This window comes from Eubacteriaceae bacterium ES3, assembly GCA_030586155.1.
Classification (GTDB): Bacteria; Bacillota; Clostridia; order Eubacteriales; family Eubacteriaceae; genus Acetobacterium.
Genome location: CP130741.1, coordinates 2,307,049 through 2,324,077 on the forward strand (window position 1 = coordinate 2,307,049; position 17,029 = coordinate 2,324,077).

The 17,029-nt window shown below is 39.0% G+C and carries 21 protein-coding genes; 4 read left to right on the plus strand and 17 right to left on the minus strand.

The window, feature by feature from the left end; all coding sequences use genetic code 11:
* Window positions 1-138 precede the first annotated feature (138 nt).
* The 4 genes from Q5O24_10565 to Q5O24_10580 all read left to right on the plus strand — a co-directional run bounded on the left by Q5O24_10565 (window position 139) and on the right by Q5O24_10580 (window position 3,003).
* Entirely contained in the window at window positions 139-1,329 is a 1,191-nt protein-coding gene (locus Q5O24_10565) for a uroporphyrinogen decarboxylase family protein (protein ID WKY46800.1), read from the plus strand.
* 11 nt (window positions 1,330-1,340) lie between these two features.
* Window positions 1,341-1,493, plus strand: coding sequence for a hypothetical protein (locus tag Q5O24_10570; GenBank protein ID WKY46801.1), 153 nt, complete (start codon window positions 1,341-1,343; stop codon window positions 1,491-1,493).
* A 66-nt stretch (window positions 1,494-1,559) separates the two neighbouring features.
* A complete protein-coding gene (locus tag Q5O24_10575) occupies window positions 1,560-2,189 on the plus strand; it encodes a cobalamin-dependent protein (GenBank protein WKY46802.1) in 630 nt (209 codons plus the stop codon).
* Window positions 2,190-2,199: 10 nt separating this feature from the next.
* Window positions 2,200-3,003, plus strand: coding sequence for a methyltetrahydrofolate cobalamin methyltransferase (locus tag Q5O24_10580; GenBank protein WKY46803.1), 804 nt, complete (start codon window positions 2,200-2,202; stop codon window positions 3,001-3,003).
* Between the two features lie 495 nt (window positions 3,004-3,498).
* On the opposite strand, the gene Q5O24_10585 is transcribed toward Q5O24_10580, so the two are convergent.
* The 17 genes from Q5O24_10585 to rpmE form a co-directional block, all read right to left on the minus strand.
* Window positions 3,499-4,926: an MATE family efflux transporter gene (locus Q5O24_10585; protein WKY46804.1), complete on the minus strand. Its 1,428-nt coding sequence runs from the start codon at window positions 4,924-4,926 to the stop codon at window positions 3,499-3,501.
* 343 nt (window positions 4,927-5,269) lie between these two features.
* Window positions 5,270-6,034 carry a prolipoprotein diacylglyceryl transferase gene (gene lgt / locus Q5O24_10590; protein WKY49247.1) on the minus strand — a complete coding sequence of 255 codons (765 nt, stop codon included), beginning with the start codon at window positions 6,032-6,034 and terminating at the stop codon, window positions 5,270-5,272.
* Window positions 6,035-6,036: 2 nt separating this feature from the next.
* Entirely contained in the window at window positions 6,037-6,606 is a 570-nt protein-coding gene (locus tag Q5O24_10595) for a phosphate propanoyltransferase (protein ID WKY46805.1), read from the minus strand.
* Between the two features lie 68 nt (window positions 6,607-6,674).
* Complete coding sequence (recN, locus tag Q5O24_10600) at window positions 6,675-8,399, minus strand: DNA repair protein RecN (GenBank protein ID WKY46806.1); 1,725 nt, start codon at window positions 8,397-8,399, stop codon at window positions 6,675-6,677.
* Window positions 8,400-8,408: 9 nt separating this feature from the next.
* Window positions 8,409-8,858 carry an arginine repressor gene (locus Q5O24_10605; GenBank protein ID WKY46807.1) on the minus strand — a complete coding sequence of 150 codons (450 nt, stop codon included), beginning with the start codon at window positions 8,856-8,858 and terminating at the stop codon, window positions 8,409-8,411.
* Between the two features lie 21 nt (window positions 8,859-8,879).
* Window positions 8,880-9,743, minus strand: a complete 864-nt coding sequence (locus tag Q5O24_10610; GenBank protein ID WKY46808.1) for an NAD(+)/NADH kinase — start codon at window positions 9,741-9,743, stop codon at window positions 8,880-8,882.
* Window positions 9,744-9,757: 14 nt separating this feature from the next.
* Window positions 9,758-10,576, minus strand: coding sequence for a TlyA family RNA methyltransferase (locus tag Q5O24_10615; GenBank protein ID WKY46809.1), 819 nt, complete (start codon window positions 10,574-10,576; stop codon window positions 9,758-9,760).
* Window positions 10,577-10,640: 64 nt separating this feature from the next.
* Window positions 10,641-11,534: a polyprenyl synthetase family protein gene (locus Q5O24_10620; GenBank protein WKY46810.1), complete on the minus strand. Its 894-nt coding sequence runs from the start codon at window positions 11,532-11,534 to the stop codon at window positions 10,641-10,643.
* The gene (gene xseB / locus Q5O24_10625) at window positions 11,524-11,745 is read right to left on the minus strand and encodes an exodeoxyribonuclease VII small subunit (GenBank protein ID WKY46811.1); all 222 of its coding nucleotides are present in this window, start codon (window positions 11,743-11,745) and stop codon (window positions 11,524-11,526) included. Before xseB ends, Q5O24_10620 begins: the two co-directional genes overlap by 11 nt.
* Window positions 11,726-12,949: an exodeoxyribonuclease VII large subunit gene (xseA, locus tag Q5O24_10630; protein ID WKY46812.1), complete on the minus strand. Its 1,224-nt coding sequence runs from the start codon at window positions 12,947-12,949 to the stop codon at window positions 11,726-11,728. Before xseA ends, xseB begins: the two co-directional genes overlap by 20 nt.
* 13 nt (window positions 12,950-12,962) lie before the next feature.
* Window positions 12,963-13,922 (minus strand): peptidase M22, encoded by a 960-nt coding sequence (locus Q5O24_10635; protein WKY46813.1) that lies wholly within the window; start codon window positions 13,920-13,922, stop codon window positions 12,963-12,965.
* On the minus strand, window positions 13,897-14,325 hold the full coding sequence (gene nusB, locus Q5O24_10640; GenBank protein ID WKY46814.1) for a transcription antitermination factor NusB: 429 nt from the start codon (window positions 14,323-14,325) through the stop codon (window positions 13,897-13,899). Before nusB ends, Q5O24_10635 begins: the two co-directional genes overlap by 26 nt.
* Before the next feature lie 51 nt (window positions 14,326-14,376).
* Entirely contained in the window at window positions 14,377-14,709 is a 333-nt protein-coding gene (locus Q5O24_10645; protein WKY46815.1) for an Asp23/Gls24 family envelope stress response protein, read from the minus strand.
* Between the two features lie 15 nt (window positions 14,710-14,724).
* A complete protein-coding gene (locus Q5O24_10650) occupies window positions 14,725-15,159 on the minus strand; it encodes a transcriptional regulator (protein WKY46816.1) in 435 nt (144 codons plus the stop codon).
* A 1-nt stretch (window position 15,160) separates the two neighbouring features.
* Window positions 15,161-15,718 carry an elongation factor P gene (gene efp, locus Q5O24_10655; GenBank protein ID WKY46817.1) on the minus strand — a complete coding sequence of 186 codons (558 nt, stop codon included), beginning with the start codon at window positions 15,716-15,718 and terminating at the stop codon, window positions 15,161-15,163.
* Between the two features lie 90 nt (window positions 15,719-15,808).
* Window positions 15,809-16,669, minus strand: a complete 861-nt coding sequence (gene prmC / locus Q5O24_10660; GenBank protein ID WKY46818.1) for a peptide chain release factor N(5)-glutamine methyltransferase — start codon at window positions 16,667-16,669, stop codon at window positions 15,809-15,811.
* Window positions 16,670-16,731: 62 nt separating this feature from the next.
* Window positions 16,732-16,947 carry a 50S ribosomal protein L31 gene (gene rpmE, locus Q5O24_10665; protein ID WKY46819.1) on the minus strand — a complete coding sequence of 72 codons (216 nt, stop codon included), beginning with the start codon at window positions 16,945-16,947 and terminating at the stop codon, window positions 16,732-16,734.
* Window positions 16,948-17,029 lie beyond the last annotated feature (82 nt).

Consider the following 17,029-nt stretch of genomic DNA (forward strand, 5'->3'; position numbering starts at 1 on the left):
AAATGCATACTATTTAGTATTTATACTTTATAAATTATAGTTGTAATTTAAAAAACAATGTCACAATAAGTTGCGTTCGCAGCTGTATGGCTGGGGTAATTATTAACTACAGCACAATTGTTCTTTATTATTTTGGTTATGAAAGTAAAACTTATAGAAATTGGAGTATGTATGATTGAGTCACAAAATAGAAAAACAGAAAAAGAACAAAATTTGAAAGATATTTATGACGGGAAAAAACCTGCTAGAATACCTATTCATATTCAGGTAGGTCATGAAGCGGCAATAGAATATTGTCAGCTTGATTTAAAGAAAACCCAGTGGGATTCTAGTGCCTATTTATCTTATCTGGAACCGATTTGTCAGGAATTAAGTGATGCAGATACCTTTCCTGTAAGCATGAATGTCAGAATTGCTGCAACTTACCAGATTTTAGAAGCGAAATCTTTTGTAATGAGTTCCAGCGGCGTCTTGCAACATCCAGAAATCCATTCAATGGAACAGGATGAATATGATGAATTTATAGCTGATCCCTATGCTTTTCTCGTCGAAAAAGCGCTACCCAGGATTTATAAAGGTCTTGATGGCAATCCCCATCAAGCTTCATTAAATCTAACAAAAGCCTTCGCTTCTTTTGAAGATTATAAAAAAAGTCAGTTAATGACAATGGGAAAATTGAGTGGTCAGTATGGCTTCGCAAATTTTCCAACTGCCGGTGTAACTGAAGCACCATACGATTTTGTTGCTGACCTCCTGCGATCCTTTTCTGGTATATCAATGGATATTAGAAGATGCCCGGAAAAAATTTCTGAGGCTTGTGAAGCTATTCTTCCCTATATGAAAAAGTGTGCTATTTCTAAAATGTCATCAAATTATGGAAGAACAATGATTCCGATCCATATGCCAGCCTTTATGAATACTAAACAATTTGAAAAATTCTGGTGGCCATCTTTTTATAAATTGGTTGATTACATCTATGAGAGTGGTTCCAACTGCTGGCTGCTTCTACAAGGTGACATGATGCGATATATCGAATACTTAAACGAACTTCCCGGCAGACAGGAAATCCGACATGAAACTGGTGATATGAAAGAGGTTGTAACTCGCACTAACACAAAACATATCATTTCCGGAATTTATCCGGTAACTATGTTGCAAACAGCAACTAAACAAGAATGTGTTGACTATGCAAAAGAGATTATTGATGTGATGGGTGTCAACGGTAACTATATTTTCAACTTTGATAAACCCGTACTTTCCTTTAGCGGCAGTACAATGGAAAACCTTCAAGCGGTCTTAAGAACAGTTCAGGATTATGGAAAATATTAAGGGGGTAATTGATGAAAGAAGAAGTAAAGATTGTTTCAAAATACTATACAGACTGGGAAGATTATAAAGAAAAACATCCAGTCGTTTCTGATATTGAAGAAGTTTGTACAATTGAAGAATATGAAGATTTAATGTTAAATTTTGTTTGCCGACTGTTTTACTAATATTAGTTTTGAAAATTATAATATAAAAAAATCAAAATTTTAATCAATAATGAAAGGTGAAAGAAAATGATCGATTTAAAAAAATTAACACAACTTATGGGAGATTTGGAAGAAGATCAGGCATTGGATATGTTAAAAGACTTTATGGAAACAAATCCTACTGAAGAACAGGCACTGGAAGCTGTAAGCGCCTGTCAGGAAGGCATGGCAACAGTTGGGGATCTGTTTGAAAATGGAGATTATTTTGTAGGCGATCTAATTTTTGCCGGTGAATTATTAACCGAAGCAATCAATGTCGTAAAACCAGCATTAGGTAGCGCTGATGCCTCCAGTCTGGGAACAATTCTTCTCGGAACAGTACACGGAGACCTCCATGATATCGGAAAAAATATTTTCAAGAGCATGTCTGAAGCTGCCGGTTTTGAAGTCATCGATATCGGAATTGATGTCGAAATTGATACTTTTGTAGAAAAAGCAAAAGCAGTCAATCCTAAAATCATTGGAATGAGCGGTGTTTTAACCTTAGCGATTGACTCGATGAAAGATACAATAACAGGATTAAAAGACGCAGGTGTGAACGCCAAATATATTATAGGCGGAAATCCAGTCACGAAAGAAGCCTGTGACTTTGTTGGCGCCGACGCATTTACAACAAATGCGGCAGAAGGTGTAAAAATCTGCCAGGCCTGGGCTTAGGAGTTACAATATGATTATTATTGGTGAAAAAATCAACGGTACCATTCCCGTGGTTAAAGAAGCAATTGAAGCTCGAGATGCTGCATTTATTGCCGATCGGGCGATTAAACAGGCTGAGGCCGGTGCATCGTTTATCGATGTTTGCGCCAGTACCGCCCCAGAATATGAAATTGAAACCCTAAAATGGTTAATGGAAGTAGTTCAGGATGCAACAGACACACCAATTTGCATTGATAGTCCTAATCCACGAGCCATTGAAGCAGTCTTTAAATACGCTAGAAAACCTGGGCTAATTAATTCAATTTCAGAAGAAGGCGATAAATGCGAAGTGTTATTACCGCTTTTATCTGGTAATAGCTGGGAGGTTGTTGGCTTGACCTGCGATAACAATGGGATTCCCAACGATCTTGAGACAAAACTTGCAATAACAAGAAGCATGGTTGAAAAAGCTGCTACCTATGGTATCACACCTGATCGAATTCATATTGATCCGTGTGTCATGGCTTTATCAACCGAAAATAAGTCAATGCTGAATTTTGTACATGAGATTAAATCGATTAAAGAAATGTATCCTACTATCCACGTAACCGGAGCGATCAGCAATATTTCTTTTGGCTTACCAGTAAGGGCTCTACTTAATAAAACCTGTATGGCATTTGCCATGGAAGCCGGTATGGATTCTGCTGTTATGGATCCTCTCAACAGAGAAATGATGGGTACTATTTCTGCCACCTACGCATTGATGGGACAAGATAGACATTGTCGTAAATACAGTAAAGCTTTTCGAGCAGGTCAGATCGGTCCCCAAAAATAACTGAATCAATTTTTGTTTAAAATCAGTAACTGAAAATAGTCAATCCATGCACTGCATATTATTGACTATTTTCAGTACTTCCTGAATCATAGCTTTTTAAAACTAGAAAGAAGGATAAATATGATCGAAAAATATAAATTGTTCTGGAAAACAATTGTTATGATTGAACTTCCTGTTATTATGTTGTTCTACATGATATCCGGCTTGTGGATCTATTTCTTATACATGTTTCGAAAATTTTCAACGGTCCAGAACATAAGAGATTTGATACTAATCTTTTTAACAATATTGCTTTCGATCATAATCTATCTTGCTACCCACATAATCTCTAAAAAAGCAGATCGATTTTCAGCCTTAATCGAACAGATGGTAAATAGAGACTCTGATCCACTTGGGCCGAATTTGAGTGATGATTGAACTACTTTCTTATATATTATCATTAAAGTTAATTCTAGTTCATGAGTAAATTTTTAGAAAAAAGCTATCATATCTTTTTTAATTTAGTACTTCTTTGAAACTATCCGCAACTTTTGGAGCTGAAAGTTTTGATATTTTATTCACTAATTCATGTCGCAGGATAAATAGCCCAATCAAAAACCCGCATCCTTCGGCAATAGGAAAACATAACCAGACAAGATTTGAGGCATTGGATAGCAGACTGAAATAATAGGCTAGTGGCAAGGTTACGATGATCAGGCGGATCAATGATAACCACAATGAGTTCATGCCATTCCCCAATGCCTGAAATGTTCCCTGGAAAACAATGTTGGCACCGGCAAATAAAAATCCTAACGATACAATCCGTATTGCCTGAATGCAAAGATCCAGGACCTCCTGGGATAATGAAAACACACTACAAATTTGCGCGGCGAATGCTTGTAAAAGAACAGTCCCAATAAGCATTAAAATTAAGGTATAAATTAGACCATATTTTATGCCTTCTTTCACCCTTTTTTCATCTTGCCTTCCGTAATTATAGGCTACTATTGGAATTAAAGCGTTATTAATGCCAATCGCTGCAAAGAAAACGAATTGCTGAATTTTATAATAAATACCAAATGCAGTAACAGCAGACGCTGAAATCATTCCAGATATAATATTGATCCCATAAGCCATAACGGACATTAATGCCAGCATTAAAATTGCTGGTGCGCCAATTTTATAGATTGCTTTAATTGTTTCCGGTACTGGTTTTAAATAATGAAAATTACCATCAATTTCAAGATTATGCCGATAGTGAAAAAACATACCAAGCGCCAATGAACAAATCTGTCCAGTAACCGTTGCAATTGCTGCTCCTGTAACACCCATTGCCGGAAACCCTAGAAATCCAAATATTAGAATAGGATCCAAGATAATATTGATCACAGCTCCTGCTAATTGGGCTACTGTTGAAGCCATTGTTCTCCCTGTACTCTGTAAAAGTTTTTCGAAAATCATAAATCCAATTGCACCAAAAGAAAAAACCGAACAGATTGTCAGGTAATCAATACCCATTTGGATGATGAGCGGATCGCTTGTTTGTGTTTTAAAGAAAGCTTCCACACCAATAATCCCAAAAATCAAAAACACAATGTAAGTACAGATCCCTAGAAATATCCCATTTCCAGCTATAATACTTGCTTTTTTGCGATTGTTTTCTCCAAGACTTCTAGATAATAAAGCATTTATTCCCACACCAGTCCCAACCCCAATTGCAATAATGAGAATTTGGATCGGAAAAGAAAGCGTCAGCGCATTGATCGCATAGTCCCCTAGGTTTTGAATTCCTGATCCATCCTGAATACTACTGACAAAATAACTGTCTACAATATTGTAGAAAGCCTGTACGACCATTGATAGAATCATTGGTAAGCCCATTGAAAACATAAGTTTGTTAATTGGTATGACTCCCATCTTGTTTTGTGTAACATTTTTTTCCATAATTCACCTCATCTTTTAATTTCAACAAAAAAGCGCAGATCTATTTTGACCTGCGCAAAAAAATAAAGCGCAAGTCTCAATCGGACTTACGCTTTTGCTACACATTGATAAGTAAATTATAAATCAAATTTTTTCTAAAAGTCAACAACTTTTTAAATGCAACTAATTTATTTCAATTTGAAGTAACGGCTCAATTTATATTTTCTCGGCTAAAAGAGATTAAAATCAAAAACTCACAATAATAAAACTCATCATATAACTTAAAAACATTGCCATACGAATTCATCTTGCTTAAATCCGTCGACAATGCTTTTATTTTTATAACTGAATTTTAGATTATATTTTATACTTTCAAAGTCTTTTGCTTTCTCAGCCAATAGATACCAGCCAAACCAACAATTATTGCGACCAAACTGATTATCTGAGCAATTCTCAAACCAAAAAACATCAGGCTGTCAGTTCTTAAACCTTCGATGAAAAACCGACCAATGGAGTAACCAATCATATAGACGAACAAAAGTTCGCCATCTTTCTTCTTGAAGCGTTTTTCATAAAATAATAAGAAACCAAACACTCCAATATTCCAGATCGATTCGTATAAAAAGGTTGGATGAACTGAGATTAGGCCATATACCGGATCATTCACGGTAATCGCCCAAGGCAGATCGGTTTGCCCCCCATAGGCTTCCTGGTTAAAAAAATTTCCCCAACGACCAATTGCCTGACCTAATGGAAGGCCAGGAATCACGACATCAGCCAGGGTGAAAAAGTTTATATTTTTAACGCGGCATAAAATTAATGCAACAATAATACCAGCAATTATCCCTCCATGAATTGCCAAACCACCATTTCTAATTGCAAAAATTTCAGCTGGATGGTTTTTATAATAATCAAAGGAAAAAATCACATAGTAGAGTCGTGCACCAACAATAATTGCCGGAATCATAAACAGGAAAAAATCAAGCACATGATCCGCTGTCAGTCCTAATTTAGGTGCTCTTTTAACGGCAATATAAAGTGCCAGTACCAGCGCTGTTGCGATAAATATCCCATACCAGCGGATTTCCAGACCAAATAATGTAAAAGCTATCGGATCAGGTGCATTCATCATTAAAGAATTGTTGCCATCTGGCCGTTCTTAGCGCCTGCAGCATTACCTTCTTCAACATCCAGATGCATATCCAGACGATATTCAGGGTTTACACGAACTAAAACATTATCAAAAATAAGACCTCGTGGTCCATCAAGTTTAACAGACACAACGTCCTTATCTTTCAGACCAAAAGCGTCCCCTTCTTCAGGACTCATATGAATGTGTCGGGCAGCTACAATAGCTCCATGATCAAGTTCCACTTCACCAGCTGGTCCAATCAGTTTAAGACCGGGAGATCCGGCAGTATCACCTGAATTTCTAAGCGGTGCTTTTATTCCTAATGCGAAACCATCACCAATTGATAATTCCACCTGTGTTTCTGGTCGAACGGGACCTAAAATACGAACACCTTTAATCGTACTTTTCGGTCCAACAATATCCAATTTTTCTTCTGAGGCATACTGACCAGGCTGAGATAGATCTTTCATCGGTGTCAGCTCATAACCTTTACCGAATAATGTTTCCAAATCTGCCTGTGATACATGAATGTGTTTGTTAGATAGCCCAATGGGCACTTTTCTTTCCAATAGCTTTCTCCTTACTTAATTAAATGTTTAACAATCTTTCTTTATTCTAACCAAGATCAGCCAAAATGTTAATGCAATATTTTGTCCTCTTTACTTTTTTGCTCACATTTCAGTTTACGGCTAAGTTCTAGCATCTCAGAGGCATGCTCCATAGTTTTATTGGTTACCTGAGCACCACCCAGCATTCTGGATAGTTCTTCTTTTTTACCCTGATCATCAAGCGATACGAAAGAAACTTCAGTATAATCCTCAAGATTCGTTTTTTCAACCCGAAAATGGGCATCAGCCATAGCTGCGATCTGCGGCAAATGGGTAATACAGATTATTTGTCGGCCAAAGTTGACCGATGAAAGGTTCTGAATTTTTTCCGCAACAATCTGGGCTGTCCGGCCACTGATACCAGTATCAATTTCATCAAAAACCATGGTTTCAATCCCGTCTAATCGGCCAAAAATGCTTTTAAGACTTAACATAATACGGGAAATCTCTCCCCCAGATGCTACTTTCCCCAGGGGTTTAGGGGAAAGTCCGGGATTAACTGATATCAAAATTTCGACCTGGTCCTGGCCTCTCGGAGATAAGCGCCGTTTATCATGGTCAATCTGAATTTCAACCTGTGCCTGCTCCATTGCCAGATCTGACAATTCTTTTTCAAGTGCAGCTTTTAAAATAAGTGCATCGCTTAGGCGTTTTTCGTAAAGTTTATTTCCGATTTCATCATATTTTTTAATCAGACTACGCATCTCTTCGTGATATTTTTTTAAATTTTCATCTCGGTTACCCAAACTTTTTAAGCGAGTGGAAATTGATTCAAGATAGGCAAAAATCTCTTCAATCTCAAAACCATATTTGCGTTTTAAAGTCTCAATTGTAGCCAATCGTTCTTCAATTTGGTCAAGATCTCCTTTATTATACTCCAGCTCATCCAAATAATTTCTTAAATTAAAAGAGAATGATTCCAATTCACTGAAAAACCCCTCTATCATCCCACCATCTTTTTCAAATCGCTTATCTATTTTTGCAATCTCCCGTACATAGTCCTGCAGCATCCCCAACTGGGACAAAACAGAATTATTCCCCTGAAGAATGCCATAAGCCTGGCGCGCGTTATCAAAAAGAGTTTCCTGATTCGAAAGAATAGCCCTTTCCTCCTCCAATTTTTGATCTTCGTGAAGAGAAAGATTAGCCGATTCAATTTCGCGCATTTCAAAGGAAAGGGTTTCTTTTTCCCTTTCCAGTTCGCGTTCGTTAATTTCCAGTGTTTTTATTTGGTTCTTTAAATTTTTCAGCTGGCTTGCTAAATCTGCTGTCACATTAAGCAGACCCGCGCTATCTTCACCGCCAAAAGCATCTAAAAGGCTACGATGATTTTCTTTTTTAAATAAAGACTGATGTTCATGCTGACCGTGGATATCGATGAGTTCATCCCCAAGGGCCTTAAGCTGCGTCACTGTAATCATCATCCCGTTTGCCCGACAGATATTGCGACCGCGCAGATCCAGTTCACGGGTCAAAATCAGCTGTCCATCTTCAACTGGGATTCCAAACTCTTCGCAAAGAGCAAGCAGGTGTTCCCGTCCGACAATATCGAACAGCCCCTGAACCACAATTTTTTTCTTACCATTTCGGATATTCCCCTTATTGCCCCGATTTCCCAGAACCAGGGTCAGTGCATCGATCACGATGGATTTCCCTGCTCCAGTTTCTCCGGTAATTACATTTAGTCCTTTATCAAAGTCAATCACCAAATGATCAATTAAGGTATAATCTCGGACAACAAGATTTCTAAGCATGCAGTTCTCCTATTTCATCAACTTTTTAAATTTACCGACAATTTCTTCAATTAGGTCGCGATTTCTAACCAATACAAAGATCGTATCATCGCCTGCAATAGTCCCCACTACCTCACTCCAGTCCATAGAGTCAATGGCTAGCGCTGCCGCCTGGGCCATAGCCGGTAAAGTCCTGATGACAATCATATTTTCGACATAATCAATGGTTAAAACTGATTCTCTGAAGACCGCACTAACGCGCTCATTATAAATCGATCCAATATCTTTTAGCGGTGCATAGTGCTGCTTACCTTCGTAATTCATGACTTTGATCAGTTTCAGTTCTTTAATGTCTCTGGAAATCGTTGCTTGAGTAACAGTAAAACCTGAATCTTTAAGAGCTTGGGCCAATTCTTCCTGGGTTTCAATGAAATTATTTTCAATAATTTCGATGATCTTTAGTTGTCTTGCAACTTTCATTTTTATTCCTCCTATTTGCAGTTAATTTCCACTACTGAGTTTGATGCGTAAACGGTCAAAATAACCAATCTGATTCAAACGGATTAATCTTGTCGTATGAACGGATTTAAATACTTCCACTTCATCCTCTGGAATTAGAGAAAGGGTGGTCTGCCCATCTAATGTCAACATGATGTCATTTTCGCGGTTGCCAAATTTGAGGGTAATTTTCTCATCTTCCGACAGCACATATGACCTGTCATGCAAACGGTGTGGACAGATTGGATTCAAAACCATTACACCCGCTCGCGGGGAAACAACAGGTCCCCCCGCGGCCAGAGAATAACCAGTTGAACCAGTTGGCGTTGAAATCACCAGCCCATCGGCTCTAAATGCGTCAATTTTCGAACCACTGGCATAAGCTTGAATATCCATCATCCTAAACCCTCGACTTTTTACCAGCACATCATTTAAAGCCACATACTTCTTCGATAGGATGCCATTACTTCGCACCATACACCCTAGCATCATTCGTTCTTCAATATAGTAATTCCCATTATTTAACTGATTTAACGCATTTTTATAAGAACTTGCTTCACTTTCTGTTAAAAAGCCCAATTTACCAAGATTAATCCCAAAAATTGGAATTTTATTAAAACAGGTTTGTCTTGCGACATAAAGAAGTGTCCCATCTCCACCTAAAACCAGAATACAATCCGGCTTCTTGAAAAACTGATCTTTATCATAAATAATCACTTTCTGATCCTCACAGCCGATTTGCCCTTTGAGTAAACAGACTGAAAACCCGAATTCCTGAAGTGTTTTTATGCAATCCTCTGCCAAATTTCGACTTTCCGGTTTTTGTAGATTTATATATATGCCTATTTGTTTAATCTGATCTGCCATTTCATTCCTTCAATCTAATTATTTTCCGGATCCCGGTATTGTTTATGTGCTGCTTCCACGATCTCTCTGACTTTACTACCCCAATCAGGAAGTTCGCTATTCTCGCAATTTTTTATATATACTAAAAACTCAATATTTCCTTTGGCCCCTTGGATCGGCGAATAATCGAGATTTAAAACGGTTATCCCTGCCGCCTCAATGGCTGATAGGACATGGTTAACAACTTCTTCATGAATTTTTTTATCTCTGATCACGCCTTTTTTCCCAACTTTATCCCGGCCTGCCTCGAATTGAGGTTTAATTAACCAGATTCCTAAACCATCGGGTTTCATGACCATTTTTAGCGCTGGTAAAAGTTTAGTGATCGAAATAAATGAAACATCCATTACGGTCCCATCGGCTTTTTCCGGAATGGCTTCTTCTGTCAGGTGTCTGAAATTAGTGCGCTCCATTGAGATAACCCGGTGATCATTTCTAAGTTTCCAGTCCAATTGTCCGTAACCAACATCAACAGCGTAAACTTTGTCAGCGCCATTAATTAGAAGGCAATCAGTAAAACCGCCAGTTGAAGCACCTACATCCACAAAAACTTTACCTTCAACCGGCATCATAAAAACAGCCAGCCCCTTTTCAAGTTTTAGTCCGCCACGACTCACATAGGGGAATTCAGCACCTTTAACCAATATTTCAGCGTTCTCGTCAACCTGATCACCCGCTTTATCTTTTAGCTGGCCATTGACAAAAACAGTTCCAGCCATGATTGCTTTTTTTGCTTTTTCTCTGGTATCAAAGTATCCACCCGTTACCAGTAATTTATCCAGACGTTCTTTCACTTATTCTTCCTTAATCTGTTTTTTAACTTATGATGCCATATAAACTTCAAAATGTCCAATCGTTTTACTGATTTCGACTGCAAATATAATGCGCCAGCTTCCTCAAAAATTCTGTCCGCTCACCGATGGGTTTGACCATCTCTATCGCTTCTTTTTCCAGTTCACTCACTTTTAATTTTGAAGCTTCCAGACCATAAAGACTGACAAAAGTTGATTTATGATTCTTTTCATCGCTCCCGATTGGTTTGCCTAATATTTTCTCATCACCTTCAACGTCAAGGATGTCATCAACAATCTGAAAAGCCAGACCAATCCGGTGACTGTAACTGATTAATCTGCCTTGGGTAGCTGGTTCTGCATCGGCAATAATACAGGCAGCCTGAACACTGGCCTCCAAAAGAGCTGCAGTTTTGTGCAGATGGATATAATCGAGCTCGTCAATCCCGATCACCATGTTCTCACTTTGAAGATCTGCTACCTGACCACCAATCATCCCTAAAATACCTGAAGCTCCCATAATAATCCGAACCGCCCGGATATATCTGACCAGAGTATCACCAGTTAAATTCTTGCTCCCTTCAAGCATGGTTTCAACCGCATAATTAAGAAGGGCGTCGCCGGCCAAAATCGCCATTGCATCGCCATAAACCTTATGATTCGTCAGCTTTCCCCGACGATAATCATCATCATCCATAGCGGGCAGATCATCATGAATCAGTGAATAGGTATGGATCATCTCCATTCCCATTACCAGCGGCCAGATAAGAGCTTCATCCCCTTCCATACAACGACAGGTTTCCAGCATCAGAATCGGACGCAACCGCTTTCCGCCAGCAAAGAGACTGTAATGCATAGCGTCAAGAATGACCTCCGGACAGTCAAAGTGCTGATCAAACTGTTGTCTCAAATGTTCATTTATCTCGGATTCAAGGCTTTTCAGCGTCTCCTTAAAGTTCATTATCCGAACCTCCAACACTTTCTTCGCCTTCATCATTCATTTGTAAAACCCGTCCTTCCAACTGATCAAGGTCAACATTTAATGCTTTAATCAATTTCATTCCTTCTTCATATAATTTAATGGAGCTTTCTATTTCCTGTTCTTCCGATTCCAGTGATTCAGCAATCGCCTCCAGACGATTCATTCTGGTTTTAATTTTTTTTACTGCCATTTTTATTCTCCACTTCTAAAACTTCCACTGACGACCGACCATCAGATAACCTCATTTTAAGTTTCTGACCGGGCTTTATTTGTTTAACGGAAGAAACAATCTTCCGATTTTCATCTTCAACTAAAATATAACCTTTTTTAAGGATATTTTCCGGATTCATAGCCTCAATTCGCAGTCTGTACTGGTCAAGAAGAATCCGTTCCTGCGACAGATGACGGTTCACTAAAGAACGAATCTGTTTTTCAGTTACGTCAATTCGCAATCTCAGGTCTTCAATCCTGTTAATCGGTTTATAGCGATTTATGCGTTTATTCATTTCACCTACCGCTAAAGAGTGAGCCTCCAATTGTCGAACCATACTTGTAGTCATCCTGTTTTTTAATTCAATCATCCGCTGTATCAGAGTATGCTGGTCTTCTGCCACCAGTTCCGCCGCCCCTGATGGAGTGGGTGCTCGCAAGTCGGCCACAAAATCAGCAATCGTGAAGTCGATTTCATGCCCTACTGCCGATATAACTGGAAGCTGTGATTCATAAATAGCCTCTGCCAGCTCTTCATGATTAAATGCCCACAAATCTTCAATCGATCCGCCTCCTCTGGCCAGTACAATAACATCCACATTTTGAATCGTGTTAAAGGCTCTGATTCCGGAAATAATGGTTTTATAGGCTTCCGGACCCTGGACCAAACTGGGATAAACAACAATATCCATTAAGGGATTGCGTCTTTTGATAATTGTAATCATATCCTGAAGCGCCGCTCCGGTAGGAGATGTCACTATCCCGACCCGGCCAATGGCTTCCGGCAATTCTTTCTTTGCAGCCTGAGAAAAAAAGCCTTTTGCTTCCAGTTCGTCTTTAAGCATCAGATATGCCTGATATAAATCCCCCTGGCCTTTTGGTTCCATGGTTCTTACGGTAATCTGATACTGACCGCTTGGCAAATAGAGTCCAATCGCTCCTCGAAGACTGACCTGCTGGCCTTCCTTCGGTAGAAACTTAAGTTTTCCTGCCGCATTCTTGAACATTACGCAATCCAGTTTGCTTTTCTGATCCTTTAGAGAAAAATATAGATGGCCTGCTGCCGATTTTCGCACATTGGATAATTCGCCTTGAATTAAAAGGTTTTTGAGCAGACTGTTGGTTTCCAGCAGCGTTTTTATATACTGATTAACATCTGAAACACTTAATGCCTTTGTATTCAAAAAAGCCTCCTTCTTAAAGCTGTTTCTGACCAGTTTTCAGAAATTCATCCATCCCCAGTAGAGCATTGCCTATGGCATTATCCCGGGAAAACTCACCCGGTGCAAAGTATAGTTTTATTCCACTCAATTGGCTCTCGATTTGCTGTCTAATGATCGAATTTGACATCACCCCGCCTGAAAAAAGCACGGACGAGATCGCCTTCTTTTTTTTCAGAGCTTTTATCGACTTAACCAGCGTTGTTGCAATATTTTCAAATAATCTCAGGGCTATAATCCTGGAATCAAATCCCTTTTCTATCGCAATTTTGGCCTGATTCTCCTGTCCCGAAAAATGAAAATTGCCATCTGAAATCGCCGATGAAAATAGTTTCTCAGCGTTATCATCCGCTGATAGCGCCAATTTTTCCATCTCTCTGCCCGCCGGGAAAGACAAACCCAGAAGAACTCCAACTCGGTCAATTAATTGTCCCGCATTCAAATCCAGGGTCTTTGCAATAATTTCACAATTATAACCTGATTGTTTCTTTTCTACCCATAAAATTTCTGAAGTACCACCTGAAAAATGAACAGCAACAAAGGAATCCTCCATTAACTGCCCACCACTGCCATATATAGCAGCCCTAATATGGTTTTCCTGATGACTGGTCTTTATTAACGGTTTGTTTAATAGAATCGATAGACTCTCAGCCATACTTTCTCCGGCTTTAAAAACCGGCATATAGGAATCCGTTACTGGTCGTGGCCTTGTAGAACAACAGATTATCGCAATCTCATCTTCCAGCCGCAGACCTTTTAATACCCCGGGAAGATTGCCTATATGCTGAAAAAGAGCATCCGACTGACGCAAACCTCTTTCTCCCTGTTTGACCGTCAGCAGGATCCCCTGTTGATATACTAGATTAAGTTGATCGTCTACCAATGCCACCGATGTCGTATAGTTGCTGGTATCAATCCCAAGACTCAGGGCACACATACCGACCATCCTTTACCAGTTGATTTAATATTCCATTTACATATTTACGGCCATTTTCATCTCCGTATTTTTTAGTCAGTTCGATAGCTTCATTAATGATTACCTGATAGGGAACTTTCTCTTCTATATAAACTAATTCGCAAATCGCCATACGCAAAATTGATTTTTCAATCTTTGGAATTCGGTCCAGTTGCCACGTTTCTTTTAGATACTCATCCAGAATTCCATCGATCTCTTGCAAATGAGATTTAGTGGTTTCGATCACATTTTTTCCATAATCAAGATTCATCGCTTCATTCTCCAGAAACGAATCCACGCTATCAGAAAAATCCTGGGATTCTGGATGAAAATCCAATTGGAAAATACCTTTAAACGCGTATTCCCGTTCTTTTTTACGGCTCATTCTTTCTCCTTTAAAATGAAGGACACCAGCCGGTGTCCTTCTTCAAGATCCCTACATTCCAGATCCTTCAATACGTACATTTACAGCAATAACAGCAATACCAGCCATTGACTCAACAGCCAGCTTCACCTTTTTCTGAACCTCTTTTGAAACTTTAACAATCTCGACACCAGGTTCAGTAATCAGGTATACCCAGATCGTGAGGCCTTCATTTTCGCGACTGATTTTTATCCCTTTTAATGTATTGGTGATGGACAGCTTATCCATAATTTCATCAGTAATGCGCAGGGAAATCCGCTCAACACCGTTTACGCCAGTCGCCGAAAGACTGACTATGGAGCTGATCATTTCATCTGTTACATCAAAAACCGGATTGTTCTTCATTTCAGACACCTGTGATTAAACTTCCTGATGGCAATCACAACCATCTTCTCCACAGCAAGAGGATACAGATTCATCGAGAATAAATGGCTCTCCACATTCCGGGCAAACTACTGAATCATCCTCGAATGCTTCAAACTCCGTAATAAAAACATTGCCGCATTCCGGACAAATCACCTCATAGAAATCATCATCCAGTTCATCATAGTCATCTTCATCGTCAAAATCTTCGTCAAGTATAAACTCTTCCAGATCCGACAAATCATCATCAACCATTTCAACATAGGATTCCAGGTCTTCCTGGGCTTCAGTTAAACCATCCAGGGCGTCCACAACATCTTCCAGAATATCCATTACCTGAAATAAAACTTTACCTTCGCTTGTGGTTCCATCAATCTCAAGACCGTCCATCAAACCCTTGGTGTAAGCTACTTTTTCATTAATAAATTTCATTTTAGACCCTTTCCATGTACTCGCCAGTACGTGTATCAATTCGTATTACATCACCAGTTTCAACGAATAAAGGTACATTGATAGTTGCGCCAGTTTCAACTGTAGCCGGTTTGTTAGCACCAGTTGCAGTGTCTCCCTTGAATCCAGGATCTGTCTGAGTAACTTCAAGCTCAACAAAATTAGGTGCAGAGACCGAAAAGGCCACGCCTTTTAATGATTTAACAGTCGCATTATCATTTTCCTTTAAATATTTCATGGCTTCTTCCACCTGTGCATAATTCAATGGAATCTGCTCATAAGTTTCTCCGTCCATAAAATAATACAAACCACCGTCTTCATACAGATATTGCATTTCCCGCGTTTCTACTTGCGCTTTAGGATAACGCTCAGTAGGACTGAACGATTTTTCGACTACTGCTCCGGTAATAACATTCTTAATTTTTGTTCGTACAAAGGCTGCACCTTTTCCCGGTTTTACATGCTGAAACTCAATAATTGTAAAGACATGACCATCCATTTCAAAAGTTACGCCTTTTTTAAAATCACCCGCTGAAACCATATTTTACCTCCATTATGAGTATGCTTATTCCCATTTTTTCTTAACACCATTATTCTAACATATATCAACACCGACGTCATCTACATTTCTTTAGGAAGAACCGGGGTTTTTCGCCGTAATCGCCCGTACTAATCCGGTAAGATCACAGATACTCTCAATCTCACAAAACCCCTTGCCTTTAAGTAATTCAGTGACGTCTTCTTCCTGATGATCGCCAATTTCCAGGGCCAGCAAGCCACCTGGTTTTAAAAATTTATCTGCTTCATCTGTAATACGTCTGTAAAAAACAAGTCCGCTTTCACCGCCGTCTAAAGCCATTCCCGGTTCATATTCTGTAATATCCTGAGACAGCTTTTTAATATCCCCAGTCGGAATATAAGGTGGATTAGAAACAATTAGATCAAATTCCTCTTCTGCTGGAATATTTTCAAAGAGATCGGACCAATATAGTTTGACATTGCCAGCAACCAGATCTTTTGCATTCTTCCCGGCAACTTCGAGTGCCACCTCTGAATAATCGCTTAGCGCGATTTCAATTTGTGGACAAAAAGATTTAAGACAAATACCAATCGCTCCACTACCAGTGCAAAGATCCAGAACTTTAATATTGTCAGTTTCTTTTTCTTTCAACCAGTTTATTAGGGCTTCTACCATGGGCTCCGTATCTGGTCTGGGGATTAAAACATTTTTATCCACATAAAAGTTTAGCCCCATAAATTCTTTATTTTTTAGAATGTAGGCAACTGGCTCATGGGCCGCACGCCTTTTTGTCAATGATAAGTAGGCCACTTTTTCTTCTTCAGTAACCTGAGCATCATTGTGGGTATAGAAAAAAACACGATCCTTTTTAAATACTTGTGAAGCCAGCACTTCAGCCTCAAAACCACAGTTTTCAATTCCTGCCTTCATTAAAATCTGGCGCGCTTCTTTCAATATTTCCCCGACTGTCATTCATTACTCCTATTTAAAATCAACAATAAAAAAGCCGGTTGAGAAACCGACTCTTTATCACATTATTCTGCTGATTCGTTTTTAATGCCGTATCGTTTATTAAATCGATCAACACGACCACCAGTATCAACAAGTTTCTGTTTACCAGTAAAAAACGGATGGCATGCTGAACAGATTTCAACTTTTAATTCCGGATTAACTGATCCAGTTTCAAATGTGTTTCCGCATGCACATTTCACTACAGATTTTCCATAATTTGGATGAATGCCTTCTTTCATCGAATTCACCTCATTTCTTTATTTTATTAATAATTTTCCATTATTATTTTATCAACCGTAACAGTATATCAGATCTTTCTTA

What these genes read in the sequence shown, in the direction of transcription:
- Q5O24_10565 (WKY46800.1), top strand. Translation starts at nt 139, where the DNA reads ATGAAAGTAAAACTTATAGAAATTGGAGTATGTATGATTGAGTCACAA.
- Q5O24_10570 (WKY46801.1), top strand. Translation starts at nt 1,341, where the DNA reads ATGAAAGAAGAAGTAAAGATTGTTTCAAAATACTATACAGACTGGGAA.
- Q5O24_10575 (WKY46802.1), top strand. Translation starts at nt 1,560, where the DNA reads ATGATCGATTTAAAAAAATTAACACAACTTATGGGAGATTTGGAAGAA.
- Q5O24_10580 (WKY46803.1), top strand. Translation starts at nt 2,200, where the DNA reads ATGATTATTATTGGTGAAAAAATCAACGGTACCATTCCCGTGGTTAAA.
- Q5O24_10585 (WKY46804.1), bottom strand. Translation starts at nt 4,926, where the DNA reads ATGGAAAAAAATGTTACACAAAACAAGATGGGAGTCATACCAATTAAC.
- lgt (WKY49247.1), bottom strand. Translation starts at nt 6,034, where the DNA reads ATGAATGCACCTGATCCGATAGCTTTTACATTATTTGGTCTGGAAATC.
- recN (WKY46806.1), bottom strand. Translation starts at nt 8,399, where the DNA reads ATGCTTAGAAATCTTGTTGTCCGAGATTATACCTTAATTGATCATTTG.
- Q5O24_10605 (WKY46807.1), bottom strand. Translation starts at nt 8,858, where the DNA reads ATGAAAGTTGCAAGACAACTAAAGATCATCGAAATTATTGAAAATAAT.
- Q5O24_10610 (WKY46808.1), bottom strand. Translation starts at nt 9,743, where the DNA reads ATGGCAGATCAGATTAAACAAATAGGCATATATATAAATCTACAAAAA.
- Q5O24_10620 (WKY46810.1), bottom strand. Translation starts at nt 11,534, where the DNA reads ATGAACTTTAAGGAGACGCTGAAAAGCCTTGAATCCGAGATAAATGAA.
- xseB (WKY46811.1), bottom strand. Translation starts at nt 11,745, where the DNA reads ATGGCAGTAAAAAAAATTAAAACCAGAATGAATCGTCTGGAGGCGATT.
- Q5O24_10635 (WKY46813.1), bottom strand. Translation starts at nt 13,922, where the DNA reads ATGTGTGCCCTGAGTCTTGGGATTGATACCAGCAACTATACGACATCG.
- nusB (WKY46814.1), bottom strand. Translation starts at nt 14,325, where the DNA reads ATGAGCCGTAAAAAAGAACGGGAATACGCGTTTAAAGGTATTTTCCAA.
- Q5O24_10645 (WKY46815.1), bottom strand. Translation starts at nt 14,709, where the DNA reads ATGAAGAACAATCCGGTTTTTGATGTAACAGATGAAATGATCAGCTCC.
- Q5O24_10650 (WKY46816.1), bottom strand. Translation starts at nt 15,159, where the DNA reads ATGAAATTTATTAATGAAAAAGTAGCTTACACCAAGGGTTTGATGGAC.
- efp (WKY46817.1), bottom strand. Translation starts at nt 15,718, where the DNA reads ATGGTTTCAGCGGGTGATTTTAAAAAAGGCGTAACTTTTGAAATGGAT.
- prmC (WKY46818.1), bottom strand. Translation starts at nt 16,669, where the DNA reads ATGACAGTCGGGGAAATATTGAAAGAAGCGCGCCAGATTTTAATGAAG.
- rpmE (WKY46819.1), bottom strand. Translation starts at nt 16,947, where the DNA reads ATGAAAGAAGGCATTCATCCAAATTATGGAAAATCTGTAGTGAAATGT.